Below are 25,428 nucleotides of genomic sequence, written 5' to 3' on the forward strand. Positions count from 1 at the left end.
GCGGGGAGCGTCACAGCTCCACGTGGACCACCGTCGCGTCGTCGTGCGTCTTGCTCCGCCGCAGGAACACCCGTTCCGTGTCCGCGGTTTCGAGCGTCCGCACCCGCTCGACCAGCGCCCCCGCTCCCTCCTTCCGTACGAACCGGAGGCAGTCCGCCCAGTCGCCCTCGCGGAACTTCTCCACCCACCGCGTCGCCCCGTCGGTCAGCGCGGCCAGCGCACGTACCTCCCCGCGGGGGAGGGCCCCCGTCACGGCCCGCTCCGCAACCGACGGATCCGCGGCCGCCGTGAAGAAGCCGCCCTCCTTGTTCCGGATGGTGGAGTCCACCAGTGCGTCCGTCGCCAGGGCCGTGCGCGGCAGCCGGGACAGGCGGTCGTCCAGTACGGCCGTCACCGAGCCCTCCGACGACTCCAGAAGCAGGGCGGAGTCGGACAGGACCAGGTACTCGACGGTCTCAAGGCCCCAGCGCGCCACGACGACCGTTGCCTGTGGGGTGCGTGGGTGAGAAAGGTCACAGGTGTCCGCATGCGCCTCGGCCGTGCGGGCGATGGCCCGGGAAAGGGTCTGGGGCAGCGGAACATCCGGGAGGGAAACAGTCAGTTCGGTCAGGGCGCCGCCGAGGCGGGCGACGTACCAGGGGACCGAATGCAGACAGCCCGTCTCGTCACGCGGAGGCGTCACTCCGTCCAGGACGACGAGGGCGCCGCCCTGGCCGGAAGCGGGCAGGGCCACCGCGGCGAAGTCCTCGTTGGGGCGGGTGGAATCCCCGGGCTCCGAGACAAGTTCCGTACGCATTCAGCGAGTCTGCACGACGTCTTCACGGGGTTCGCCGAAAGGTGTCACTGGTTACCCAATCCACGCACTCGCGCAGGTCAGGCGCCTGGTTTGGGGTGGAATCCGTTGTTCCGGGAACGCGTGTCGGCGAATACTGCCACCGCCGGGCGCAGACGTCCAACCGGCCTGCCGTGCAAGGCCGCTGCACCCCTCCGAGGAACTTGCTCGCCAACTCCCCTCCGATGTTCACTCCTTCGGGTGGCGGGTCAGGTGATGCTCGGCCACTGCCCACCGGCACTGGGAGGGTCGGGGACCGTACCGGCGGTACGCACGGTCGGCATCAGTTGACGGAGCGTCACCCGGGCCCATGAGTATCACGAGTCAGGAATGCGAGCACCGGTGCAGAAGACGCGGCCTCGTCGCACAGGCAAGCAGACGGACCCCGCAGCGGGCGCGGAGCGCACGCCCGGCAGCACCGGCACCACCACCGGCAAGGGCCGGCCCACCCACGTACGCAACCGGCTCGTCGTCGCCGTGGCCGTCGTGGCCGCCGCCATCGCCGGCGCCGGTGCCCCCTCCGTCCTCGCCGCCTCCGGGCAACTCAAGGACTCCCAGGACCTGGTGACGCTCGCCGGGCAGACCCAGGACGCCCTCAATCTCGCCCACTCGCTCGCCGACGAGCGCGACGAGGTGACGTCCTACATCGCCGTCGGCCGGGCCAAGTCCAAGGCGCCCACCGAGCAGGCGAGCGCCCGTGTCGACCGGCAGGTCGAGGACCTGCGGGAGAACACCGACACGTCCGCCTCCCTGCGCGGCGACCTCGACGACATCGCAGCCCTGCGCCGCTCCGCGCTCACCGGCAAGAGCAGCGCCCTTGAGGCGCACGACGCCTACTCCGCCGCCATCACCGAACTGCACGGCCTCGCCGAGCAGCTGGCCCAGCAGATGCCGCCCCGGGCCGGTTCGGGCGCGTACGCTCTCGCCGAGCTGGACTCCGCCGTGCAGCAGTCCGCCGCCGCCCGCGGGCTGCTCCTCGCGGCGCTGAGCGTGCCGACGTCCCAGCAGTCGGTCATCAGCCCCACCACCGGCCTGCCGACCACGACCACCACCTCCTCGGCCGCCGACACCAAACAGCGCAATGCGCTGACCGCCGCCGCCCAGCAGGCCCGGCTGCGCTCCGACGCGGCCCTCGCCGACTTCCACGACACCGCGCCCAAGGCCGCCCGGACGTCGTACGACTCGACGGTCACCGGTGCCGAGGTCAACTCCGCCGAGCAGTACCTCGCCGCCCTCACCGACCAGCCGACGCTCTCCCCGTCCGAACTCGGCACCAGGGCCACGAAGGTCGACGCCGCGCTCTCCGCCCGGATCGACGCCATGCGCGGCGCGGAGTCCGCCCTCTACGACCGCCGCACCAAGGACCTCGCCCAGCTGCGCGACGACGACGTCAGCACGCTGGAGATCCGCATCGCCGTCCTCGGCGCCCTCATGCTGCTCGCGGTCGGTGTCGCCACGGCGATGGCCCGCAGCCTCACGCGCCCGCTCTCCGTCCTGCGCCGCGGCTCGGCCCGGCTCGCCGAGGCGGAGGACCCGGCCGCCCAGGAACCGGTCACCTTCACCGGCCGCAACGACGAGTTCGCCCAGGTCGTCCGCTCCGTCAACACCCTGCACGCGCATGCCGCCGCCCTGCACGAGCGCATCGCCACCCTGGAGGCCGACCGCAAGCACCTGGTCGGCCAGCGGCAGAAGATGGCCGACGCCCGCGAGGAGCTGCGCACCGATCTCGCCGACTCCGCAGCCCAGTTGGAGCGTCTGCGCGAGAGCATCGGCGGCAGGTTCGTGAACCTGGCGCTGCGCACCCTCGGCCTGGTAGAGCGTCAACTCGCCGTCATCGAGGGCCTGGAGGAGCGGGAACACGACCCGGACCGCCTCGCCACCCTCTTCAAGCTCGACCATTTCGCCACGGTGATGCGCCGGCACAGCGAGAACCTCCTCGTCCTCGCCGGCACCGAGCACGTGCAGCAGAGCGCGCATCCCGTGCCGCTCGTCGACGTCGTGCGTGCCGCGGTCAGCGAGATCGAGCGGTACGAGCGTGTCCGCATAGCCGTGCTGCCGCCGCACGCGTACGTCGCGGGCTTCGCCGCGGACGACCTCTCGCACCTGCTGGCCGAACTGCTGGAGAACGCCACCACGTTCTCCCCGCCCGACCTGCCCGTCGAGATCTCCGGCTGGCTGCTGGAGAACGGCGAGGTCATGCTCTCCGTGCAGGACGAGGGCATCGGCATGGCCGGCGAGCAGATGACGCGCCTGAACGCCCGCCTCGCCGAGTTCGACCCGGAGACCTCCTACAACCACGAGGGCGACGAGGGCCTCGGCCTCGGCCTCTACGTCGTCGCGCGCCTGGCCCACCGCCACGGCGTCCGCGTCCAGTTGCGCGAGCAGAAGCAGGGCGGCGTCGCGGCGGTCGTGGTCGTGCCGGGGGGCTTGCTCGCCTCGGCCCAGCCGTCCGCCGTCCCGTCGGCCACCGCGCCCACCACGGGCGCCACCCCCGCCTTCTCCCTCCCCGGCGCCGACGCCGAGGCCAATTCCAACATCCTCTACGGCCGCTCGACCTCCACCGACCCCCTGGTCGCACTGGCGGAGAACGCGATACGCGAGCGGCCGGAGCCGACACCGGAGCCCGTACCGGCACCGGCCGCACCGACAGCACCGGAGCCCACGGCCACCGAGCCACAGCCGACCTCCGACGACGTGCCGCCGACCGCAGGCTCGCAGCCGGGGCTTGAGACGTCGGCGGCCGCCGGTTCGCAGCCGGGGCTCGACGGAGCGGCGGACGTCGAGCCGCAGCCTGCATTCGACGCTGCACCGGCCACAGGCCCACAGCCGGGCTCCGACGTACCGGCGGATGCTGAGCCGCAGTCGGAAGCCGATGTACCGGCGGACGTCGAGCCGCAGTCGGAAGCCGATGTACCGGCGGACGCTGAGCCGCAGTCGGCACTCGGTGCACCGGTAGATGCCGGGCAGCAGTCAGGGTCCGACGCACCGGCGGCATCCGAGCCGCAGCCGGAGTTCGGCGCACCGGCGGGCGGCGAGCCGCAGCCTGGCTTGGCCGTTGCACCGGCCGCAGGCCAGCAGTCGACCTTCGATGTACCGGCAGATGCCGGGCAGCAGTCGGAATCCGACGTAACGGCGGAATCCGAGCCGCAGCCGGAACTCGGCGCACCGGCGGACGCCGAACCGCAGTCGGAGTCCCCTGTGCCCGACGTGCCGGCCGCCGAGATCACGATGGAACTTCTGATCCCGTCATTCGTGCCCGAGGCTCAGGACGAGCCGGTGGCCGAGACGCCCGAGAGCCATGACCGGCCCGCGCATGAGACGGCCGAGGCGCACCCGCAGCCGGCGGCCGGGACGATCCCGCTTCCGGCTCAACGTGCGGCCGCCGACGCCGAGTTCGCCCCGCAGGGACCACCCGCACCCGACGGCCAGGTCGGTACGAGTGGTGCCGGTGGGTACACAGCCGGCGAAGGCGATGCCGAGGCGGAGCACACCCGTACCCCGGACGAGGAGCCCGTCACCGCCAAGGGCCTCCCCAAGCGCACCCCCAAGATCACCGCCCCCACCCAGTCCGCGCCCCCACGCCGACGCTCCGTAGACGCGGAAGCCCTCCGCAGGAGACTCGGCGGCTTCCGCCAGGGCGCCCAGGCCGGCTACCGCGACGTAGAGACGGAGATCGCCGAACGGACGGCCCAGACCCAGGTACCGGCTCAGGCACCGACCCGGGTACCGACCACCGAACATGCCGTATCCGAAGAAGCCACGGGGGGCACTGTCGAGGAGGCAAGCAGTTGACCGCGCCCAGTACCTTCGGACTGAGCAGTGAAGCCCGCAACCTGCACTGGCTGCTGACGAACCTGGTCGAGGAGGTGCCGGGCATCCAGTCAGTAGCGGTGGTCTCCTCCGACGGCCTGCTCCTGCTCTCCTCCGACCCTGGTCGAAACTCCGCAGCCCGCGAGGCTCGCGGAAGCAGGCCCACCGGCCCCAGGGGCTCCTCGGCCGACCTCGCCGCGATCGTCTCCGGCATCGGCAGCCTCACCATCGGCGCGGCCAAGCTGATGGGCTCCGGCAACGTGAAGCACACGATGGTCGCGATGGACGAGGGAAGCCTGTTCGTGATGTCGATCAGCGACGGCTCGCTGCTCGGCGTGCACGGCTCCGCGGACTGCGACATGAGCGTGGTCGCGTACCACATGGCCCTGTTCGTCGGCCGTGCCGGCCATGTGCTCACCCCCGAACTCCGCAGCGAGCTACGGAAATCCCTGGAATCGCAGTCCACGGGGAGCACCCGATGAGCGGTACGCCCAAGAAGCTGCCCGTGCGTCGCGGCGACCGCAAGCCGGCCCGCGTGCGCCCCTACTCGCTCACCGGCGGCCGTACCCGTTTCGGCCACGTCCTCCTCGTGGAGACGTTCGTGGCGGCGCTGGAGGCCCCCGAGGAGCGCAAGGAGCTGACTGGGGGCGCCGCCCACGCCATTGGCAGTGGGGGAGGGTCCCTCAGCACCCGCGTCATGCCGGAGATGCTCGCCATAGTCGAACTGTGCCGCCGCATGCGCACGGTGGCCGAGATCGCCGCGCTGCTGAAGATGCCGCTCGGTGTGGTCCGCGTGCTGCTCAGCGACCTCGCGGACCAGGGAAGAATCCGCGTGTACGGAACCGGTACCGGTCACGGCACCGGCCGTCCGGACCGCGCGCTGCTGGAAAGGGTGCTGAGTGGACTCCGTCGTCTCTGACGCCGCTCGCGGCGTCCTTCCGCTCCTCGAGGAAGAGGGGCCCGTACAGCCCTGGCAGACGGATCGCACCCGCGCCCCCATCGCCACGAAGATAGTCGTGGCGGGTGGCTTCGGCGTCGGCAAGACCACTCTGGTCGGCGCCGTCTCGGAGATCACGCCCCTGCAGACCGAGGCGCTGATGACCGAGGCGAGCGAGGGCACAGACGACCTCACCGACACGCCCGGCAAGCTGACCACCACCGTGGCCATGGACTTCGGCCGCCTCACGCTCGACGACGACCTGGTGCTCTACATGTTCGGCACGCCGGGCCAGCAGCGGTTCTGGTTCATGTGGGACGACCTGGTGCGCGGCGCGATAGGCGCCGTCGTCATGGCCGACACCCGGCGTCTGAAGGACTCCTTCCCGGCACTGGACTACTTCGAGAGCTGCGGACTGCCGTACGTCGTCGCCGTCAACCACTTCGACGGCACCGAGCTGTTCGAACCGGCGGACGTGCGGGAGGCGTTGACGATCCCCGCGCACATACCCGTAATGATCATGGATGCACGGCGGAGGATCTCGGTGATCGAGACTCTCCTGTCCCTCGTCGGCCACGCGCTCGACGAGACCCCCGAGTAGTAGAGCCCCCTTAGGAGTAGTCACCCGCATGCGGAAGATACTCGTCGTAGGAGCCGGTCAGTCCGGTCTCCAGCTCGCCCTCGGCCTTCAGTCGCAGGGGTACGAGGTCACCCTGATGTCGAACCGGACGGCGGACGAGATCCGTTCCGGCCGGGTCATGTCGACGCAGTGCATGTTCCACACGGCACTGCAGCACGAGCGCGATCTCCAGCTGAACTTCTGGGAGTCCCAGGCCCCGAAGATCGAAGGACTCGGCGTCTCGGTCGCGGCCCCCGGCTCGCACGACCCGGGCCCGACACAGCGTGCGATCGACTGGGTGGGCAGGCTCGACGGGTACGCGCAGTCGGTCGACCAGCGGGTGAAGATGGCCGGCTGGATGGAGACGTTCGCGCAGCGCGGCGGCCAGCTGGTCATCCACGGCGCGGCGGTCTCCGACCTCGACTACTTCTCCCGTACGTACGACCTGGTGGTGGTGTCGGCGGGCAAGGGCGAGCTGGTGTCCATGTTCGGCCGGGACGCGTCCCGTTCGCCGTACGGCGAGCCGCAGCGCGCCCTCGCGGTGGCGTACGTCCATGGGCTCGGCCCGCGCCCGGAGCACCCGGAGTTCGACGCGGTCCGCTGCAACCTGGTCCCGGGCGTGGGCGAGCTGTTCGTCATGCCGACGCTCACCACCTCCGGCCGCGCCGACATCCTCTTCTGGGAGGGCATACCCGGCGGCCCGCTCGACGTCTTCAACGGCGTCAAGGACCCGGCGGAGCACCTCTCCCTGACCCTGGAACTCATGGAGCGGTTCACGCCCTGGGAGTACGCGCGGGCCACCAAGGTCGAACTGACCGACGCGGGCGGCGTTTTGGCCGGCCGCTACGCCCCCACCGTGCGCAACCCGGTCGGCCGGCTGCCCGGCGGCGGCCTGGTCCTCGGTGTCGCGGACGTCGTCGTCGCCAACGACCCGATCACCGGCCAGGGCTCCAACTCGGCCTCCAAGTGCGCCGCTTCCTACCTCTCCTCGATCGTCGAGAACGGCGAGAAGGAGTTCGACGAGGCCTGGATGCGGGCGACGTTCGACCGCTACTGGGACACCGCCCAGCACGTCACCAAGTGGACCAACGCCATGCTGGCCCCGCCGCCGGAGCACATCCTCAACCTCATCGGCGCCGCGGGCCGGCTCCAGCCGGTCGCCGACCGCTTCGCCAACGGCTTCAACGACCCGGCCGACTTCGAGAACTTCTTCTACGAGCCGGCCAAGACGGAGGCCTACCTCGCCTCGGTCGCCGGAGCCTGATCGCCGCCCGCCTGATCATCGTCCGGCCGGCCACCGTCCGGCCGGCCACCGTCCGGCCGGACGGCTCCCAGGACCGGATAGGTCGCGAGCGGCGAGACCTTCACCTTCTCGCCGGTGCGTGGGGCCTGGATCACCATGCCCCGGCCCACGTACATCGCGACATGAGTTGCCTCGGGGAAGTAGACCACCAGGTCACCGGGGCGCAGCTGGTCGAGAGGGACGCGCGGCAGCTGCGCCCACTGCTCCTGGCTGGTCCGCGGGATCGGCTTGCCCGCGTGGTCCCAGGCCACGGACGTCAGCCCCGAGCAGTCGTACGACTTCGGGCCCTGGGCACCCCACTGGTACGGCTTGCCCAGCTGCCGCACGGCGTACCGCAGCGCGCGGTCGCCGTTCTTTGACGCCGTGTGCTCCTCGCTCAGCGCGCCGGACGTCACCAGCCGCTGCTGCGCCTTGTCGACTCCGCTCTTCTCCAACTCGTTGAGCGCGGCCAGCTGTTCGGGAGTGAGGGAGACGAGGAGTTCCTCGACGGCCTTCAACCGCCCCTGCACGTCGTCCCGGTCCTTCTTCTGCTGTTCGGCGAGGGAGAGCTGGTCGTCGAGGCCCTTGCGCGCCTTGCGGGCCAGGATGCCGGCCTTCTTCTCGGTGCCGGTCAGCCGGCCGACCGTCTCGGCCCGCTCCCGCGCCAACTGGCCGATCACATGGCCCTGGTCGAGCGCCTGCTGCGGGTTGCGGGCCAGCAGCAGGCGTACGTACGAGGAGATGTCGGTGCTGCCCTGGTACTGCTGCCGGGCCAGGCGGCCCGCCGCGCCCCGGCTGTCCTGCAGCGAGAGGCGGGTCCGGGCCAGGGCGCGGTCCAGACGGGCCACCTCGGCGCGCTGCTTCTTCAGCTTCTCCGCGGTGGCGTTGTAGGTCTCGGTGGACCGCTCGGCCTCGCGGTACAGCCGCTGAAGGTCCGTCAGCTGCTGGGCGACGGTGCGTTCGCCGCCGGGCCCGGGCTCGGGCACGGCTGCGGCGGGCAGCGGTGCGAGGACGGCGCCGGCGGCCATCGCCGCCGTACACACCAGACGCAGAAGCCTTCCTGACACGTCATCACCTCCCGTGCGGGGCGGTCTCTCCGCTCCGTACAGTCAGCTCTTGACGTCCGTGGCACGTAATCGCACCGGGTGTGGGCGGTTCGGCGCAATCAGGTCACCCGTCGGTGTCGTCCGGCTTGCCGCCCGGCGTGGCGTCCGGACCGGTGTCCGGCTTCGACCACGGCCACTTCAGCCTGTCGATCCTGCCCGTGGGGTCGTACTCGTACTTCCATCCCTGCGGCAGTCCGAGCCGCTTGCTGTGGCCGCGTGGGACGCGCCGGTAGACGAGCACGGTGGGCGGGCCCCCGGCGGCGTCCGGGAGCGGGATGCGGTACGTCTTGGGCGGGTGCCCGGTGGGACCCACGAGGACCGGCAGCACACGGCCGTCCATCGGGCCGCCCTCGAAGGGGGTGTGTTCGCTCTTCACGGCACCAGTGTCAGACATCCTCCGCCAGCGCCCGCACCAGCGCGGCGGTCTGCGGGTCCCGGCCGGCGGTCACCGAGAGGACGGCCATGAACTGCTCGACCAGCCAGTCCCGCAGCTCGGCGACCGGCGGCTGCTTGTCCTCGTCGAGCCAGATCAGGGAGGCCGCCTCGACCGCGGTGATCCACATCCGTACGGTCATGCGCAGCAGCAGCCCGGGATCCGTGACCTCCAGATGGCTCAGGATGTGCTCCGCGGCGGCCCGGCGTACGCCGTCCACGATGGCGGTCGTCCGGGACGTCTCGACCACACTGCCGCCCTGCAGCAGCGCGCTGAAGCCGGCGTCGTGCTGGTCGACGAAGGCGAGGTAGCGGTCGAGGGCACGGGCCAGACGGCCGAGGAGGGGGCCTTCGCGAGCCTCGTCGAAGCACTGCTGCAGCTCGTCGGCGGCGGACCGGAGCGCGGCCTCGTACAGCTGCTGCTTGCCGCCGGGGAAATACCGGTACACCAGCGGCCGCGACACCCCGGCCGCCTCCGCCACGTCGTCGAGGGAGACCTCCTCGGGGGCGCGGTGTGCGAAGAGACCGAGGGCGGCTTCGAGGAGCTGACTGCGGCGCTCCTCGACGCTCAGGCGGCGGTAGGCGGGCGCGGCAGGGCTCATGGGTGCAGCGTAGTCGGGCCGCTGCGCGCGCGTCGTGGCTGGTCGCGTGGGCGTCTGTCGGTTCGTGACGGCCGCCCACCGGTTCGCGCTGGGCGTCTGTCGGTTCGTGACGGCCGCCCACCGGTTCGCGCTGGGCGTCTGTCGGCTTGCGCCGGCCGTCCACCGGTTCGCACGCGGCGCCTGTCGGTTCGCGCCGCGGGTCTGTCTGCCTGTACACGGCGCCTGTCGGCTCGCGCTGGCCGCCCAGCGGGCCCGCAGTCGGCGCCTTCCGGCCCTTATCGACCCGCCTCGGCCCTCGTCGACCCGCACCGGCCCCCGCCGGCAGCCCGCCGGCACCCCGCATCAGGCCAGCAGCCCCGACGACCTCCACAGCCGCCGCCCGACCCCCCGCAGCACGCCGATGTCATCCAGGAAGTCGGTCAGCTTCTTCGCTCCGCTCTGCATGACCTCCCGCCGATGGCCACTGGCCTTCACCTGTGCCATCGCCTCCCGCTGGTCCAGCCCCACGTTCGTGTAGACCTCGGGATTGACGAAGGCGACCGAGAACACCCGCGCGAACTCGCCGGAGGTGACCCGGGTGAACTCCTGCGACCACCTCGGCGCCGTCACCATCTGCCGCCGCAGCTCCTCACGGGCGTACCGGACATGCCGGGCCTCCTCGACCACGTGGATGCGCGTGACGCCACGGATCAGCGGCTGCACCCGCTCGTCCGGGAACGTCAGTCGCTGCATCCAGTCGAGGACCTCCTCGCCGAGCAGGGTGGCCGTGAAGGAGCCCGGCGTGGTCGAGATCGTCTTGAACAGCCGGCCCAGGTTCTGGTGCACGCGGGCCACCGGGTACCAGGGCGCGTCCCCGCGCTCGATCAGCCGGGCGAACATCTTCGAGTGCCGGCATTCGTCCTCGATCTCGGTGAGCGCGTACCGCACGTGCGCGCTCGTGGCCGCCTTGTCGTAGATGTGCCGGACCAGCAGCTGCATGAGGATGAGCTCGAACCAGATGCCCAGCGAGGCGAGCGCCGCCGCCTCGTGCTGGGAGAGCAGGATCCGCTGCTCCTCGCTCATCCGCTTCCACATCGGCGTCTCGTACAGCGACACCAGTTCCGGCGGCCAGAACCACTTGCCCTCCTCGAAGGGCGCGTCCCAGTCCAGCTCCTTGTCCGGGTCGAAGGAGTGCTTGGCGGAGGAGGCGAGAAGCCGCTCGGCCACCTGCTCGCGGTCCTTGAGCAGCCCGAGCGCATCGCGCAGACCGTCCAGCGCGTCGGCTTCCGTCAGGGTCGTCATCGTTCTCCCACCTTGTTACCCGGGGTCACATCCTCCACGGGTTATGAGACTGCTTGTCAGCAAGCTCGTCAATCCCCTGCGCGCGACTTGTTGACCCCGCGTCTACCACGTGTGAGCCTGCGAGACATGCCGACTTACGACCTGTACGCCATGGACGCGGGAGAGCCCCACTGGCAGGTACCGGCGACCGGCGCGGCGCGTTTCGCCTGGGAGTACGACGACGGCCGTGACCGCCTGCTCGCCCTGTACCAGAAGGGCAAGGACAAGCAGTGGGACGGGCAGCGGCGGATCGACTGGGATCTGGAGGTCGATCCGTACGATCCGCTCGGCACCCCGGACGAGTCGATGTCCCTGTACGGCACCAAGCACTGGGCCAAGCTCACCGACAAGGACAAGGGCGAACTGCGCAGGCACTACGCCTCCTGGCAGTTCAGCCAGTTCCTGCACGGCGAGCAGGGCGCGATGATCTGCGCCGCGAGGATCGTCGAATCGGTCCCCGATCTCGACGCCAAGTTCTACTCGGCGACCCAGACGATGGACGAGGCGCGGCACGCGGAGATCTACGGCCGCTTCCTGCACGAGAAGGTCGGGATGCTGTACCCGATCAACGACAACCTCCAGTCCCTGCTGGGCGACACCCTCCGGGACTCGCGCTGGGACATGCCCTACCTCGGTATGCAGGTCCTGATCGAGGGACTGGCGCTGGCCGCCTTCGGCATGATCAGGGACACCACCGACAAGCCCCTCCCCAAGCAGATCCTCGCCTACGTCATGCAGGACGAGGCCCGGCACGTGGCCTTCGGGCGCATGGCGCTGCGCGACTACTACAAGCAGCTCAGCGACGCGGAACTGCGCGAACGCGAGGAGTTCGTCATCGAGGGCTGCTACCTGATGCGCGACCGGCTGCGGGGCGTGGAGGTGCTGGAGAACTTCGGTATCCCGACCGAGGAGGCCGAGGAGTACAGCGAGCAGTCCGAATTCCTGGCGCTGTTCCGGCAGTTGCTGTTCTCCCGCATCGTCCCCTGCGTCAAGGACATCGGGCTGTGGGGCAAGCGGCTGCAGCAGGCGTATCTGGACATGGGTGTGTTCGAGATGGGCGACTCGAACCTTGACCTGCTGATGGCCCAGGACGAGGAGATCGCGGAGCAGTTGGACGCGGAACGGTTCGCGGCGGAGGAGCAGGAGCGGGTGGCCGAGGTGACGGGGGCGATCGAGGAGGGCGCGGCCGAGGGATGACGGTCACCCGTATGCAGTAGCGTGCTGACGTGTCCACGCCTCCGCCGCCCCAGGGTCCCTACGGGCCGCCGCAGAATCCCTACGACCGGCAGTCGCCGCCCCAAGGCCCTCTCGCCCCCGGTCCGTACGGGCAGCCGCCCGCGCAGCCGTACGGCCAGGCTCCGGTCCCGCCGTACGGGCAGCCGTACCCCCAACAGCCCTTCCCGCAGCAGCCCTTCCCGCAGCAGCCCTACGGCTGGGGTCCGCCGCCGAAGAAGCGGCGGGTCGGGCTGGTCCTCGGCATTGTGGGCGGGGTCGTCGGAGTGATCGTGGCGGTCCTGGTGGGGCTCGCGATGCTCGGGTCGAAGGTCGAAAGCGGCTTTCCCGACGCCGACTTCGCCCTGACGCTGCCCAGGACACTTCTCGACGGGCGCTACGAACTCACCGAGGACCTCTCCGACACCCAAGGACAGAAGATCGAGGAGGAGATGGACGGTGCCTGGGACGCCAAGGTCACCGACGCCAAGGTCGGGCAGTACAGCCTGAGCGGCGGCGACGCCAAGGGCGAACTCGTGATCTCGGGCATGTACGGGCGGTTCCAGCACGTCGACAAGGGCCGCGACAGCATGCTGAAGGGCGTCGCCGAGACCGACGGCATGACGGTGGCCGTGCCGCCGAAGGACTTCCGGCCCGGTGGCTCCGGCATCACGGTCACCTGTGAGGTGGTCACCCAGAAGCAGCTCGGTTCGACGCTGACCTACCCGGTCTGCGCCTGGGCGGACGGCAACACGGCGGCGGTCGTCGCCGAGGTGACCGCGAAGACGATCACCCAGTCCCCGTCCGACGTCGACCTGGAGGCCGCCGCTGACACGACCCGCCAGGTCCGTTCGGAGACGGTGAGGGCGATCCACTGACGGCCGCCGCTAGACCGAGCACCCCAGACCGTCCGGCACCTCCAGCGGCACCGGCCCCGCCCCCTGTGCCGGGAACGACGTGCGCAGGGTGAAGGCGTACGGCGTCGGGCCGTTGGTACGCAGATGCAGCACGCGGGACTCCGCCTCGGCGACCGTGGGGCGGTGTCCGGCCGGCACCCACCACAGGGCCACCATCGCCTCCTGGACCCGCTCGAACCACTCCCTGCGGCGGGCGAGCATCTCGCGGTGGCGGCCCCGGTACATGTACGCCGTCAGCGCGTCGGCGTCGCGCCAGACCGACATGTTGATGATCAGCCACTCGTCTCCGAAGACGGCCAGGCCCGTCGCGTCGCCGTTCCCGTCCTGCAGCCGCCACACGAAACCGTCGGCTGCGTCCGCGTCGGCGTTCACGGGGTCGAGGTTGTCGACGAAGTCCTTCAACTGCTCCGACTCCAGCGGGGCCTTGAGGCGGCCGATGTTCACCTGGGCGAGTTCGTACGCGAAGGCAGAAGTCATGTACCGAACGTTAGGTTGGTCGGGCCGGGTTCATAACCCCCGTCTCATTCCTTGGAGTTGAGCACCGACTCCATCACCGCGCGGGCGATCGGAGCCGCCACCCCGCCCCCGGTGATCTCCCCGCGGTCCGCCGAGCCGTCCTCCACCACCACGGCGACCGCGACCTTCGGTTCCAGGTCGCGGTCGTCCTGCGCCCACGACACGAACCAGGCGTACGGCACGCCGGCGTTGCCGATGCCGTGCTGGGCGGTACCGGTCTTGCCGCCCACGATCGCGCCGGGGATCGCGGCGTTCGTACCGGTGCCCTCCCTGACGACGCCCTCCATCAGCTCCTTCATCCGGTCGGCGGTCTCCGGGCGCATCGCCTCGCGCGTGGGGCGCGAGCCCGCCGTGGCCACCGTGGCACCGTTGCGCGTCGTCGTCCGCTCCACCAGATACGGCGTCCGCACCTGCCCGCCGTCGGCCACCGCCGCCGCGACCATCGCCATCTGCAGCGGGGTGGCCCGCGTGTTGTACTGCCCGATCGACGACAGTGCCAGCTGCGCCCTGTCGACCCTGGTGTCGAAGGTGCTCGGCGCCACGGAGAAGGGGATCCGCAGACCCGCGTTGTTGAAGCCGAAGGCCTGCGCCGTCCGCGCCATGTCCGCCACGCCCACGTCGACACCCAGCTTCGCGAACACGGTGTTGCAGGACCACTCGAAGGCGTCCCGCAGCGGGGCGTCCTCGCAGCCTTCCCCCTCGTTCATCAGCGAGGTCGTGGTGCCCGGCAGCCGGTACGGGTCCGGCGAGTCGGTCGCCCTGTCGAGGTCCGTGACCACACCCGCGTCCAGCGCGGCCGCCGCCGTGACCACCTTGAACGTCGAGCCCGGCGGGTACGTCTGCCGCACCGCCCGGTTGAGCATCGGCTTGTCCGGATCGGAGTTCAGCCGGTACCAGGACCGCGCTGTCGCCGCGGCGTTCCCCGACAGCACGGCGGGGTCGTACGAAGGACTCGACACCAGTGCCAGCACCCGCCCCGTCGACGGCTCGATCGCCGCCACCGCACCCTTGCGCCCGTCCAGCCCTTCGTACGCCGCCTGCTGTGCCGCCGCGTTGAGGGTCGTGACGACGTTGCCGCCCCGGCCCTGGGCCCGCGTGAGGCCGTTCACCAGGGGGAACGGCGAGAGCATCGGGTCGGTGCCGGACAGCACGGCGTCCCCGCTGTGCTCCAGGAGCGTCGTGCCGTACACCTGGGAGGCGAAGCCGGTCACGGGCGCGTACAACGGGCCGTCCGTGTACGTCCGTTCGTAGCGGAGCTGCTCGTGGGAGTCCCGGGAGCCGGTCACGCTCTCGCCGCCGACCAGGATGTCGCCGCGCGGCTGGTGGTAACGGGCGATGGCGGAACGGCGGTTGGCGATGTTGCCGTCGTAGGACGCGGCCTTGAAGATCTGGACGCGGGCGGCGTTGGCGAGGAGCGCGGCGAGCAGAAGGACGCAGAAGAAGCCGGCGTGCCGGATGTGCTTCGTCATCACGCCGCCACCTCCCCGTCGTACGGGCTTCGTACGTCGTACTGGCTTCGTGCCGCATGGCTCACCCGGATCAGCAGCGCCACGATCGCCCAGTTGGTCACCACGGACGAGCCGCCCTGCGCGAGGAACGGCATCGCCATGCCCGTCAGCGGGATCAGCCCGGTCACCCCACCCGCGATCACGAACACCTGGAGCGCCACGATCGAGGCCAGCCCGACCGCCAGCAGCCGGCCGAAGGGGTCGCGCAGGGCGAGGCCGGTCCGGTAGCCGCGCTCCACGAGCAGCCCGTAGAGGAGGAAGATCGCGGACAGGCCCGCCAGGCCCAGCTCCTCCCCGGCGGTGGCGAGGATGAAGTCGGACTTCGCCGCGAAGCCGATGAGGATCGCGTGGCCCACGCCCAGGCCCGTCCCGAGCGTGCCGCCGGCCGCGAAGGCGAACAGGGACTGGGCGACCTGGCCCGGGCCCTGGCCGGCGTCGATCGACGCGAAGGGGTGCAGCCAGTCCTGGACGCGGCTGTGCACGTGCGGCTCCAGCCAGCCGACGGCCACGGCGCCCAGGGCGGCCAGCAGCAGGCCGACGGCGATCCAGCCGGTGCGGCCGGTGGCGACGTACAGCAGGACGACGAACAGCCCGAAGAACAGCAGCGAGGTGCCGAGATCGCGCTCCAGCACCAGAACGCCCACGCTCAGCAGCCAGATGGCGAGGATCGGGCCCAGCACCCGCCCGGTGGGAAGCTGGACCCGCCTGAACCGCCACACCTGACGTCCGGTGTACGCCAGCGCGTTACGGTTGCCCGCGAGATACGCGGCGAAGAAGACGGCCAGCAGCACCTTCGCGAACTCGCCCGGCTGGATGGAGAATCCGGCGACGTGGATCCAGATGCGCGCGCCGTTCACGGCCGGGAAGAGGATCGGGAGCAGCAGCAGGACGAGCGCCCCGACGACGCAGACATAGGCGTAGCGCTGCAGCACCCGGTAGTCGCGGAGCATCAGCACGACCACGGTGAACAGGGTCACCCCCAGCGTGGACCACACGAGTTGGGTGGGGGCCGCGTGGTCGTGCGGGGTCTCCAGGTCGAGCCGGTAGATCAGGACCAGACCGAGGCCGTTGAGCAGGACGCCGATGGGCAGCAGCAGCGGGTCGGCGTAGGGGGCGCGCAGCCGCACCGCGAGGTGGGCGAGGAGCGCGAGCACGCCGAGCCCGGCGCCGTAACCTGCGGCGCCGGGCGGGACGGTGCCGTTCCTGGCGAGGCCGACGGCGCAGTAGCCGTACACGGACAGCAGTACGGCGATGACGATGAGGGCGAGTTCGACACCACGGCGCCGCCGCGGGCGTACCGCGCGAGCGGGGACGTCCGCCTGTACCACGGTGGTTCCGGTGGTTCCGGCCTTGATCATGTCCGGAACCTACCCAAATCGTGCATCTCGTGATCTCTTGGTCTCAGCACCAGCGTGGCGGGGTTCCGATGGTGTCGATGAAGCGGGCCGAGCCCCAGGCCCAGGTGCCGTCCGTGAGGAGGTACCACTGGCGGTTGCCGTCCACGCTCTGGCCGTTGGTCCTGCAGAAGATCGAGACGCGCTCGCCCCGGTGGGCCACGCGGATCACCTGGCTGCCGCGGTTCGGCGCGCTGCGCAGCAGCAGCTCGCTCGCGGTCACGACGCCCCGGGAGAGCCGTTGGTCGTCGTGGTGATCGTCCCCCTGGTTCCAGTCGCCCTGCTGGCCTTCCTGACCGCCTTGGCCGCCTTGGCCTTCCTGGCCGCCTTGGCCACCCTGGCCTTCTTGGTCGCCTTGGCCGCCCTGGCTGAAGCCGGGGTCGCCGCCGTCTCCGCCGCCCCAGTCGTCGTCCGCGAGGGCGGGAGTGACGGCCACGGAGGTGATGAGAGCGCCGGCGGCGGTGGTTATGGCGAGGCGGGTGAGGGTGGATCGCAGGGACATGGGAGTACCTCCACGAAATGGGGCGATGCTGATGAAGCTGACTAATCGCCACATTAGGAGCAGTCAAAGGGGGCCGCCCGTCACGCTGGTCCATAGGAGCGTCCCGCGCCTCGCACCCTGCGGTCCGCGTCCCGCGCAGGGCTCCGGCTCCGGGGGCCCGTTGCGAAAGTGGCGTCTGCCGCGCGACGCCCGGCATGCTCCGCCACTGCCTCAAGGTCGTGGGAGGTGCCCCCTCCGGCCGGGGCCTCCGGAGCACGCACCGGCCGCCGCGGGGCCGCACTTCGGGCGGCGACGCCGCTTTCGCAACCGGCCCTAGCGGAGCGTCAGCGTGGCCACCGCCCCGCCGTCCACCGCGTTCGTGAACTCCAGCCGCGCCCCCAGCATCTCCGCCTGCCCGGCGGCGATGGTCAGCCCGAGCCCGTGCCCCTTGGCGCCGCCCTCGGTGCGGAAGCGCTGCGGCCCGTGCTCCACGAGATAGTCCGGGTACCCGGGCCCGTGGTCCCGCACGGTCACCACCGGCCCGTCCACGGTCAGCGACGCCGGCGTCCGCCCGTGCTTGTGCGCGTTCGCGACGAGATTGCCCAGCACCCGCTCCAGCCGCCGCCGGTCGGTCTCCACCAGGGTGTCCCGCAGGACGACGACCGAGGTGTCGGTGCCGGACGACCGCACCACCCGCGCCGCCAGCGCGCCCAGTTCCTCCGTGTCGAGCTCCAGCCGCTCCCGCCCGGTGTCGAGCCGGGAGATCTCCAGCAGGTCCTCGGTGAGCGTGCGCAACGCGGCCACCCGGTCGCGCACCAACTCCGTCGGCCGCCCGGGCGGCAGCAGCTCGGCCGCCGCGTGCAGCCCGGTCAGCGGGGTGCGCAGCTCGTGCGCCACGTCCGCCGTGAACCGCTGCTCGCTCAGCAGCTTGCCCTGCAGCGAGGCCGCCATGGAGTCCAGCGCGGCGGCCACGGCTGCCACCTCGTCCTGGGGATGCGTCGGATCGTTCGTACGGGGATCGTCGACGCGCGCGTCCAGGTCGCCACCGCTGATCCGGCGGGCCACCTGCGACGTGGCGTGCAGCCGCCGCGTCACCCGGGTCACCGCGAAAGCACCCATCAGCAGCGTCACCCCGATCGCAAGCCCCGACGACCACAGGATCGAGCGGTCGAGCCCGGCGATCGTGCGGGACTGCTGCGCGTAGTCGACCTCGACGGCCAGCGCCCGGTTCCGGTCCGCGGGACCCGCAGCCCACATCGTGGGATGCCCTTGGTGATCGGAGACCATCGTGCCGCGATCCCCGTCCACCGCCAGCGCCCGCAGTGCCGTCGGCAGCCCCGGGGGATCGACACCCGCACCCGGCAGCAGCGTCTCCCCGGCCTGGTACGCCTTCGTCACGTCCGCGAGCCGGGACAGCGCGAGTTTGCGGGCCTGGCCGACGGTCTGGTTGGTCACCGACACGTGCACGAGCACGCCGAGCATCGCGGCGAGCGCACAGCACATCACCGTGATGAAGAGGGCGGCCTTCACGGCGAGCGTCCCGGCCCACTGGGGGAGCACGAGCCTCGTCATGGGGTCGCCGAGGGGGACAGGGACGGGGAGGCGGACGAGGAGGCGGAGGGGGTCGACAGACGCTCGCGCCTGCCGAGGTGCAGCATCTCGTCGTGGGTGAGCAGCATGACCCGCTGCTCCGGGTCCCAGGTCCACTGGAAGCGGTACTCGTAGTCGGCGAGGTCGGAGGGCGCGTGGATGATCACGGAGTGTCCGGCCAGCTCGACACCGCTCACGGCGTCGTTGTTGGACATGACCTGGATCACCCGGCCGCTCTCGACGGTGTAGACGCGCACGGCCGTCTGATTGCCGGGCAGTAGCCGGAAACCCAGGGTCAGATCGGCGTGCCCGTCACCGGTGATGTCCCGATAGTAGGCCTTGAGCAGGGGGCATCTGGCATTCACCGGCTTCTTGCCGCAGTACGCCATCCGACGGGCCGTCTCGCGGTACGGCGCTTTCGAGCCGTCGTAGTCGTCCGGGTGCTGGGCGATCTCCGCCTTCACCACGGTCACCGGATCCACCTTGCGAATGTCGCCGCCGGGTGCCGTGACGCCCTTCATGGCCTCGGCCTCGCCGTTGTCGTAGTTCCAGGCGGGACTGGAGGCGGGAGTCAGGCTCGGCCACAGCTTGGCCGGGCTGGTCGCGGTCGAGGTCGCGCCCGCACCCTGCAGTCCGCCCGCGTCACCACAGCCCGCCGCCGACAGGGCGAGCAGGGCAGTGACGAGCGCTGTGCGTGCGGCGCGAGTGCGGAGCACTGTACTCCTGTGGCTGAGAACGATCGGTGACCTGCTCCACCCTATTCGTCCGGCGAAACGATTAACCCGCTACTCGGCTACACGGGTGCACCGGTGCACGGGTGCACGGCTACTCCGCCAGTTCCTCCAGCAGCCGGGCCGTCGGCAGCCCGGCCCGCAGATAGTCGACGAACAGATCGTTGTGCAGCGCCCACGGCGAGCGATGGGAGCGGATCAGCCGGATCGCCTGCTCGGCGGAGTACCCCCGGTGGACCAGGGCGTGCGCCACTACCAGCCCCGAGCGGTTGTACCCGTGGTAACAGCGGACGAGGACCTTGCGGCCCCCGTCCAGTGCCTCGCTCGCGGCCTGTGCCAGGCGCATCACGCCCGCGAGCTGCGTGCCGTCCAGCGGCCCGTCCGGTATCGCCCACACATGGTGCTCGACGCCGGGGTCGGGCCCGTGCCCCGGCAGTCTCAGCAGGGTCTGCACGAGATCGAACTCGCCCCGCACGACAGCGAACTCCAGTTGCCCGGTGTGACCCCTGAACTCGTGCCCGCCCATCCACAGGCCGGGCACTATCTCGCTCCATGGACTGCCCGGAGCCGGTACGTCGGGTTGCTTCCTGCGGGTACGCAACAAGGCCTCCCCAAGTGCCCCTCCCAACTCCTCTCAAAGGTAGCCGGGTTCTTGCCCGAGGAGCACCCCGCCTGTTCCCATGGTCAAGGGGTGATGGTGCATGACCGGACTGCGTGTCATACCGTCCTGGCGGCACGGCCAGGAGCGGCTCTACGTCTGCCACCCGGACGGGCGGAACATCGCCTGGTACGACCGTGAGGCCGCCCGGGTCAATTTGCTCAGCGAGGACGAGAGGGAACCGGTGCTGCAGGCCCTGGGCCCCTTCCTCACCGGCCCGGTCGCGGTCGGTCCGCCGCCGGTCCCGACCCCGGCCGAGCTGGCCAGGCTCTCCCTCCACCCGGACGACGACCTGGCGCCCAACCGCCCCGGCGAGGCGCTGCTCATCGCCCTGGACCGGGACCCCGGGCCCAACCACCGTCTGCGTCCGGACCCGCGCCGCCGGGCCCTGGCCGCCGAACAGGCGATCGGCGACGCCCTGGACCGCCTCGAAGGCGCGGGCTGGCACGTCCTGCACTCCGTCCCGCTGCCCGGCGGCGACCGAGTCCACCACCTGGCGATCGGTCCCGGTGGCCTCTTCGCCGTCCACAGCCTCTACGCCCGCAAGCAGCGGGTGACGGTCGCGGACCCCATGGTCACCCTGGGCCGCCGCGAACCCCAGTCCCTCCTGCGCCGCGTCCGCGCCGACGCAGACCGGGCCTCGTACGCCCTGACGGCCGAGGTCCACCCGGTTCTGGCCCTGGCGGAACCCGCGGACGTCTCCGTCCCGGCCCCGCTCCGCGAGGTCCGCGTCCTGAAGGACACGGAGATCGAGAACCTGGCCCGCCTCGGCGGCGTCCTCAAGCCGGCGGACGTGGAGGCCCTGCACGCGATGGCACGGGACCGGCAGACGTGGACACGGGTGTGAGGCGGCCCGGCAGGGGGCCGGCAGTTCCTTGAGGGGGCGCCCCGCCGGCCCGCTGCGCCGCCTCTGTGTCCGCCGGTACGGCTCAGGGCAGCGATCCCGCGCCGTCCGGATCGAGCAGCGGTGCCAGCAGGTCGCCGTAGTCCTGCACGCGGGGCGCGATGCCGGTTGCGAGGAAGGTCAGTTGGGTGGGCGCCCCGCACTCCTCGATCTCGCTCCAGGTCACCGGTGCGGACACGGTGGGCTCGCTACGGGCCCGTAGCGTGTAGGGAGTGGCGGTCGTCTTCCGGGCGGCGTTCTGGCTCCAGTCGACGAACACCTTCCCGGGCCGCAGACTGCGCGTCATCCGATGCAGGACGAGCCGCGGCATGGCCCGCTCGGCCTCCACGGCCAGCCCTTTGGCGTACTCGCTGACCTGGTCGGACGGGGTCGGCCGCACGGCGGCGAGCAGATGCAGCCCCTTGGACCCGGAGGTCTTGGCGCAGGCGTCGATCCCGTCCTGCGCGAGCCGCTCCCGCAGCCACAGCGCGACCTCGCAGCAGTCCACGACGGTGGCGGGCGAACCGGGGTCGAGATCGAAGACGATGCGGTCGGCGACCCCGGGGTCCCCGATGACCCACTGGGGCGTGTGGAACTCGGTGACGAGATTGGCCGCCCACATCAGACTCGCCAGATCCTGTACGAGCACCATCCGCGCCGGCCCCTCCACCCGCGGCACCTCGGCGGTGGTGACCCAGTCGGGCGTACCGGGAGGCACGTTCTTGGTGAAGAAGACCTGCCCGTCGTGCCCGTCGGGATACCGCAGAAACGAAACGGGCCGATCCCGCAGGTGGGGCAGCAGGACGTCGGCGGTGGTGGCGTAGTAATGCAGCACCTCGGCCTTGGTGAACCCGCTCCCGGCATACAGCACCTTCTCCAGGTTGCTGAGCGCGAGCCGTCTCCCCTCCACCTCTGTGATCGGCGTCATACGATGAGAATCTCACGCAAACTCCGCAAACTTTAGTCAAACGGTGCAAGCCGACCGAAAGGGTGCTGCACGTGCGATCCATATGGAACGGCGCCATCTCGTTCGGCCTGGTCAGCATCCCGATCAAGCTGGTGAACGCCACCGAGAGCCACTCGATCTCCTTCCGTCAGATCCACCTGGAGGACGGCGGCCGCATCCGCTACCGAAAGGTCTGCGAACTGGAGGAGAAGGAGGTCAGCGGGGCGGAGATCGGCAAGGGCTACGAGGACGCGGACGGCACGATCATCCCGATCACGGACGAGGACCTGTCCCACCTGCCGCTTCCCACGGCCAAGACGATCGAGATCGTGGCCTTCGTACCGGCGGACCGCATCGACCCACTCCAGATGGACGCGGCGTACTACTTGGCAGCGGGAGGCGCCCCGGCCGCCAAGCCGTACACGCTGCTCCGCGAGGCTCTGAAGCGCAGCAACAAGGTGGCGATCGCGAAGTACGCGCTGAGAGGGCGGGAGCGGCTGGGCATGCTGCGGGTGGTGGACGACGCGATCGCCATGCACGGACTGCTGTGGCCCGACGAGGTCCGCGCCCCCGAGGGCGTCGCCCCCGACACGAACGTCAACGTCAACGACAAGGAACTCGACCTGGCAGACGCCCTGATGGACACCCTGGGCGAGATCGACCTCGACGAACTGCACGACGAGTACCGCGATGCTCTGGAGGAGGTCGTCGCCGCGAAAGCGGCCGGCGAGGCACCCCCTGAGTCACCGGAACCGGCCAGGGGCGGCAAGGTCCTGGACCTCATGGCGGCCCTGGAAAAGAGCGTGAGGGAAGCCAAGGAGTCGCGCGGCGAGGAGCCGCCACCCTCGGAGGAAAAAGCAGAGGTCAAACGCCTCCCCGCCCGCAAGTCGGCCCGCACGACCCCAAAACAGACCACGGGCAAGAAGTCGACGTCGACGGCGGGGAAGACGGCCGCGAAGAAAACCACCGCATCGACGTCGGCGTCGGCGAAGAAGTCGACAACAAAGGCGACACAGGGCACAAAGAAGACGACGGCAAAGAAGACCACCGCAAAGAAAACACCGGCAAAGAAGACGGCATCCCGCAAGCGCACGGCTTGATCGCGGGGGTGGACGCCTCGGCAGCCTGGCGTCGCCGTCACTTGATGCTTGACAGTTCGGTCCTCGGCTCGCTGTCTGCGACGGCTGTCGTGGAGGCGGGGCGAAGCCATGTCGGTGGAGCTGAGCGTGGTCGAGCGTTTGTGAGAGGGCACACGAGGTCCCGGGGTGGTACGCCTGTCCCTTGGGTCCCAGGATGCTCGTATGAAGGTGCCGATCGGTCGCCCGAGCATGCGGCCCTACCTGCCGTACCAGCAGCGCACCGCGACGCAGCGTGAAGGGCTGAGCGCTCACTTCTTGGGCACGAGTTCAGTGCTGCTGTCGGACGGGCAGACCTCGGTGCTCAGCGACGGGTTCGTCACTCGCCCCGGGATGCTGCGCGTGGGCATGGGCAGGATCACCCCGGACCGTGCGTTGGTCCGTGCCGCCATCGAACGGCTGCGGGTGGGAAACCTCGCCGCTGTGGTGTGCGCGCACTCCCATTACGACCACGCCCTCGACGCGCCGGTGTGGGCGCTGGAGACCGGCGCCGAACTGGTCGGGTCGGAGTCCACCGCCAACATCGGCCGCGGCTTGGGGGTCCCCGAGTCGTCCTTGCGGGTGGTCGGCGACGGCGACACCGCGACCTTCGGCAGCTTCACGCTGACCTTCCTGGACTCCGTGCACAGCCCGGGCGACCACTACCCAGGCACCGTTGATCAGCCGTTGGTCCCGCCGGCCCGCGCCGGTGCCTGGAAGACCGGCACCGCCTACTCCGTGCTCGTCACCCACCCCCAAGGCCGAGTGCTACTCCAGGCCAGCGCCAACTACCGGCCCGGCGCGCTGCGCGGTCACCACGCCGACGTCATCTACCTGGGCGTCGGCATGCTGGGCAAGCTGCCCGCCGAGTTCCTTCACACCTACTGGGACGAGGTGGTGGCCGCGACGGGGGCCAGGCGGGTCATCCTGGTGCACTGGGACGACTTCTTCCTGGGCCTGGATCGGCCGCTGCGCCCCATGCCCTATCTGCTCGACGACCTCGGCACCACCATGAACCGACTGTTGCCCCTGGCCCGTCGTGACGGCGTCGACGTCGTCCTGCCCGTCTCCTGGCAACCCAGTGCCCCCCTCACAGGTCTCGCGTGAACTTAGTCGCGTAACCCTGGAATGGGCGTACTTTGAGCAGTTGGCCGATTGGTATCGAGGCTTGTACCAGGTGGGGAGCTTTTCGGTGGCGCACACCTCACGGCGCATGAAGGCCTTGCGGCCGGCCTTGCGACGGAGTCGAGTGACACCACGACGGACGTGCCTCCGCCTCGTACTCCGCAAGCGCCTGCGGCTTGAACCGCTCGTCGGGTCGATCGGTCCTGCCGCTCGGCCGGGACCGGCGCCCCAGCGCCGCAGCCCGGACGAAGTGGTGGGGCAGCAATTTGGCGATTGAACGGCGCCGAATGGGACGGAAGCAGAGACGGCGGCCATCGTCGAATCTGAGCGGCGGAGCGGGCTCTCCCGTGGTGTGTTGAGCTGCATGGACGATGAGACGAACCCCTGCAACCCCCGGTGGGATTCCGGTGGGAGCCATCTAGGAGGGCTGCTCGTTCTATCCGGCCCTGTGCCATCTGGTTGATGCCCATCGCAGGCGGTGTGAGGGAATGCCGATGGCGGGGTGTCAGGACGGCTGGGGCGACCCATCGCTGGCCGGGCGGTGCTGGTGAGCCGAGCTGGCCGTGCCGATTGCGAACGTGGACGAATCCACAGTCCCGATGTGGACGCCGGGGGGCGGCTCCGGCCTTGTGAGGAAGTCCCGCAGGGTACGGCCCGCAGGAGCCACGTGCGGACCGATGCCTATCAGGAGAGCGACGCTGACCACGACTGCGGCCAGTTCTCCGATGTAGCCGAGCAAGGCGAACACGGGCGGCACAGTGAGCAACAGGAAAGCCAGCGTGAAGAAGGCTGGGACATGTTCCCGGTCCTCCATCCTGCGGGCAGCCGAGCGTTCATGGAACTCGACGTCCCCTTCCTCGTTGTGGGCCACGACTTTCCAACCTTCAATGTCCCCGGCGGAGACGGAAAGCCGTAGGGCCACAGTCTGGCCCCGTTCCAACTGGCCGATGGTGAAGACGGCTTCACCCGTGGACTGCTCTCGCTCCGGGCGCCTGGCCACGCCCATCTCGCGCTCGGGACCCGATGTGAGCACCGCTTCGATGATCTGGGCGCCCGGCGGGAAGCTGAAGCGCAGGTGCTCATCCTTGACGACCCGGTTGCCGGTGTTCTCGACTCGGAACTCGATCGAGCTCAAGCCCTCGATCGGGTGCCCGTTGTAGGTCAGCCGGAGCCGCCTGCGGATCGTTTCGTCCGTGGACACCATGGCGTTGTGGACGTCGGCGTCCCAGGAGAGCCGTTTTGTCGGTTCGCGCCGAAGCTTCACGCGCTCGATGGCGACGGTACCCAGCACACCAATGACCGCGCCCACGACGGCAACGATGATGTTCTGCTGAAACTCGGTCAGCCCGGCTTCAGCGACCACCAGCGCGACAGAGACCGACTCCATGACTGTCCCCCGAGTTCCCACGCCT

The 25,428-nt window shown here is 70.4% G+C and carries 24 protein-coding genes; 10 read left to right on the forward strand and 14 right to left on the reverse strand.

The features are described from left to right. Positions 1–10: 10 nt before the first annotated feature. Positions 11–796, reverse strand: coding sequence for a hypothetical protein (locus tag OG870_RS31090; protein WP_327691716.1), 786 nt, complete (start codon positions 794–796; stop codon positions 11–13). A 378-nt stretch (positions 797–1,174) separates the two neighbouring features. Between OG870_RS31090 and OG870_RS31095 the strand changes: the two genes are divergently transcribed. The 5 genes from OG870_RS31095 to OG870_RS31115 are packed head-to-tail and all read left to right on the forward strand — an operon-like array spanning position 1,175 to position 7,462. Beyond that, positions 1,175–4,624 (forward strand): sensor histidine kinase, encoded by a 3,450-nt coding sequence (locus OG870_RS31095; protein ID WP_327691717.1) that lies wholly within the window; start codon positions 1,175–1,177, stop codon positions 4,622–4,624. After that, positions 4,621–5,124, forward strand: coding sequence for a roadblock/LC7 domain-containing protein (locus tag OG870_RS31100; RefSeq protein WP_266521466.1), 504 nt, complete (start codon positions 4,621–4,623; stop codon positions 5,122–5,124). Before OG870_RS31095 ends, OG870_RS31100 begins: the two co-directional genes overlap by 4 nt. Next, a complete protein-coding gene (locus OG870_RS31105) occupies positions 5,121–5,561 on the forward strand; it encodes a DUF742 domain-containing protein (RefSeq protein WP_327691718.1) in 441 nt (146 codons plus the stop codon). The genes OG870_RS31100 and OG870_RS31105 overlap by 4 nt, the downstream gene beginning before the upstream one ends. Then, the gene (locus OG870_RS31110) at positions 5,542–6,180 is read left to right on the forward strand and encodes a GTP-binding protein (protein WP_327691719.1); all 639 of its coding nucleotides are present in this window, start codon (positions 5,542–5,544) and stop codon (positions 6,178–6,180) included. The genes OG870_RS31105 and OG870_RS31110 overlap by 20 nt, the downstream gene beginning before the upstream one ends. 28 nt (positions 6,181–6,208) lie before the next feature. Beyond that, the gene (locus OG870_RS31115; protein WP_266589897.1) at positions 6,209–7,462 is read left to right on the forward strand and encodes a styrene monooxygenase/indole monooxygenase family protein; all 1,254 of its coding nucleotides are present in this window, start codon (positions 6,209–6,211) and stop codon (positions 7,460–7,462) included. Here the strand turns inward: OG870_RS31115 and OG870_RS31120 are convergent. The 4 genes from OG870_RS31120 to OG870_RS31135 all read right to left on the reverse strand — a co-directional run bounded on the left by OG870_RS31120 (position 7,435) and on the right by OG870_RS31135 (position 10,901). Further along, a complete protein-coding gene (locus tag OG870_RS31120; RefSeq protein WP_443063470.1) occupies positions 7,435–8,508 on the reverse strand; it encodes an NlpC/P60 family protein in 1,074 nt (357 codons plus the stop codon). The two genes, OG870_RS31115 and OG870_RS31120, sit on opposite strands and share 28 nt — an antisense overlap. A 142-nt stretch (positions 8,509–8,650) precedes the next feature. Then, positions 8,651–8,962 carry a hypothetical protein gene (locus tag OG870_RS31125; RefSeq protein WP_266521479.1) on the reverse strand — a complete coding sequence of 104 codons (312 nt, stop codon included), beginning with the start codon at positions 8,960–8,962 and terminating at the stop codon, positions 8,651–8,653. A 10-nt stretch (positions 8,963–8,972) separates the two neighbouring features. Then, positions 8,973–9,620: a TetR/AcrR family transcriptional regulator gene (locus tag OG870_RS31130; RefSeq protein WP_266521481.1), complete on the reverse strand. Its 648-nt coding sequence runs from the start codon at positions 9,618–9,620 to the stop codon at positions 8,973–8,975. 342 nt (positions 9,621–9,962) lie between these two features. Then, a complete protein-coding gene (locus OG870_RS31135) occupies positions 9,963–10,901 on the reverse strand; it encodes an AurF N-oxygenase family protein (protein WP_266521484.1) in 939 nt (312 codons plus the stop codon). 126 nt (positions 10,902–11,027) lie between these two features. Between OG870_RS31135 and OG870_RS31140 the strand changes: the two genes are divergently transcribed. Both OG870_RS31140 and OG870_RS31145 read left to right on the forward strand, forming a co-directional pair. Beyond that, positions 11,028–12,137: a ferritin-like domain-containing protein gene (locus OG870_RS31140; RefSeq protein ID WP_266589901.1), complete on the forward strand. Its 1,110-nt coding sequence runs from the start codon at positions 11,028–11,030 to the stop codon at positions 12,135–12,137. 29 nt (positions 12,138–12,166) lie between these two features. Continuing rightward, the gene (locus tag OG870_RS31145; protein WP_266589903.1) at positions 12,167–13,030 is read left to right on the forward strand and encodes a hypothetical protein; all 864 of its coding nucleotides are present in this window, start codon (positions 12,167–12,169) and stop codon (positions 13,028–13,030) included. A gap of 9 nt (positions 13,031–13,039) precedes the next feature. Here OG870_RS31145 and OG870_RS31150 read toward each other — a convergent pair whose 3' ends face one another. The 7 genes from OG870_RS31150 to OG870_RS31180 all read right to left on the reverse strand — a co-directional run bounded on the left by OG870_RS31150 (position 13,040) and on the right by OG870_RS31180 (position 19,890). Further along, complete coding sequence (locus tag OG870_RS31150; protein WP_266521490.1) at positions 13,040–13,546, reverse strand: DUF3291 domain-containing protein; 507 nt, start codon at positions 13,544–13,546, stop codon at positions 13,040–13,042. A gap of 44 nt (positions 13,547–13,590) precedes the next feature. Then, the gene (locus OG870_RS31155; protein ID WP_266521492.1) at positions 13,591–15,054 is read right to left on the reverse strand and encodes a peptidoglycan D,D-transpeptidase FtsI family protein; all 1,464 of its coding nucleotides are present in this window, start codon (positions 15,052–15,054) and stop codon (positions 13,591–13,593) included. After that, positions 15,054–16,451, reverse strand: a complete 1,398-nt coding sequence (locus tag OG870_RS31160) for an FtsW/RodA/SpoVE family cell cycle protein (protein WP_266589905.1) — start codon at positions 16,449–16,451, stop codon at positions 15,054–15,056. Before OG870_RS31160 ends, OG870_RS31155 begins: the two co-directional genes overlap by 1 nt. Before the next feature lie 43 nt (positions 16,452–16,494). Next, a complete protein-coding gene (locus OG870_RS31165; RefSeq protein WP_266589907.1) occupies positions 16,495–16,989 on the reverse strand; it encodes an SH3 domain-containing protein in 495 nt (164 codons plus the stop codon). 312 nt (positions 16,990–17,301) lie between these two features. Next, positions 17,302–18,540 carry a HAMP domain-containing sensor histidine kinase gene (locus OG870_RS31170; RefSeq protein WP_327691721.1) on the reverse strand — a complete coding sequence of 413 codons (1,239 nt, stop codon included), beginning with the start codon at positions 18,538–18,540 and terminating at the stop codon, positions 17,302–17,304. Next, on the reverse strand, positions 18,537–19,274 hold the full coding sequence (locus OG870_RS31175; RefSeq protein WP_327691722.1) for a hypothetical protein: 738 nt from the start codon (positions 19,272–19,274) through the stop codon (positions 18,537–18,539). The genes OG870_RS31170 and OG870_RS31175 overlap by 4 nt, the downstream gene beginning before the upstream one ends. A gap of 109 nt (positions 19,275–19,383) precedes the next feature. Then, the gene (locus tag OG870_RS31180; RefSeq protein WP_266521502.1) at positions 19,384–19,890 is read right to left on the reverse strand and encodes a protein-tyrosine phosphatase family protein; all 507 of its coding nucleotides are present in this window, start codon (positions 19,888–19,890) and stop codon (positions 19,384–19,386) included. A gap of 100 nt (positions 19,891–19,990) precedes the next feature. Here OG870_RS31180 and OG870_RS31185 point away from each other — a divergent pair, with 100 nt between their 5' ends. After that, positions 19,991–20,794, forward strand: a complete 804-nt coding sequence (locus OG870_RS31185) for a nuclease-related domain-containing protein (RefSeq protein ID WP_266521504.1) — start codon at positions 19,991–19,993, stop codon at positions 20,792–20,794. An 82-nt stretch (positions 20,795–20,876) separates the two neighbouring features. Here the strand turns inward: OG870_RS31185 and ligD are convergent, their stop codons facing one another. Then, on the reverse strand, positions 20,877–21,758 hold the full coding sequence (ligD, locus tag OG870_RS31190; protein ID WP_266843949.1) for a non-homologous end-joining DNA ligase: 882 nt from the start codon (positions 21,756–21,758) through the stop codon (positions 20,877–20,879). Positions 21,759–21,829: 71 nt separating this feature from the next. Here ligD and ku point away from each other — a divergent pair, with 71 nt between their 5' ends. Both ku and OG870_RS31200 read left to right on the forward strand, forming a co-directional pair. Further along, the gene (gene ku / locus OG870_RS31195) at positions 21,830–22,876 is read left to right on the forward strand and encodes a non-homologous end joining protein Ku (protein ID WP_443063444.1); all 1,047 of its coding nucleotides are present in this window, start codon (positions 21,830–21,832) and stop codon (positions 22,874–22,876) included. A 201-nt stretch (positions 22,877–23,077) separates the two neighbouring features. Further along, positions 23,078–23,998: an MBL fold metallo-hydrolase gene (locus tag OG870_RS31200; protein ID WP_266843945.1), complete on the forward strand. Its 921-nt coding sequence runs from the start codon at positions 23,078–23,080 to the stop codon at positions 23,996–23,998. A gap of 523 nt (positions 23,999–24,521) precedes the next feature. On the opposite strand, the gene OG870_RS31205 is transcribed toward OG870_RS31200, so the two are convergent. After that, on the reverse strand, positions 24,522–25,403 hold the full coding sequence (locus OG870_RS31205; protein ID WP_266521512.1) for a hypothetical protein: 882 nt from the start codon (positions 25,401–25,403) through the stop codon (positions 24,522–24,524). Positions 25,404–25,428 lie beyond the last annotated feature (25 nt).

The organism is Streptomyces sp. NBC_00461, assembly GCF_036013935.1.
In the GTDB taxonomy this organism is placed as follows: Bacteria; Actinomycetota; Actinomycetes; order Streptomycetales; family Streptomycetaceae; genus Streptomyces.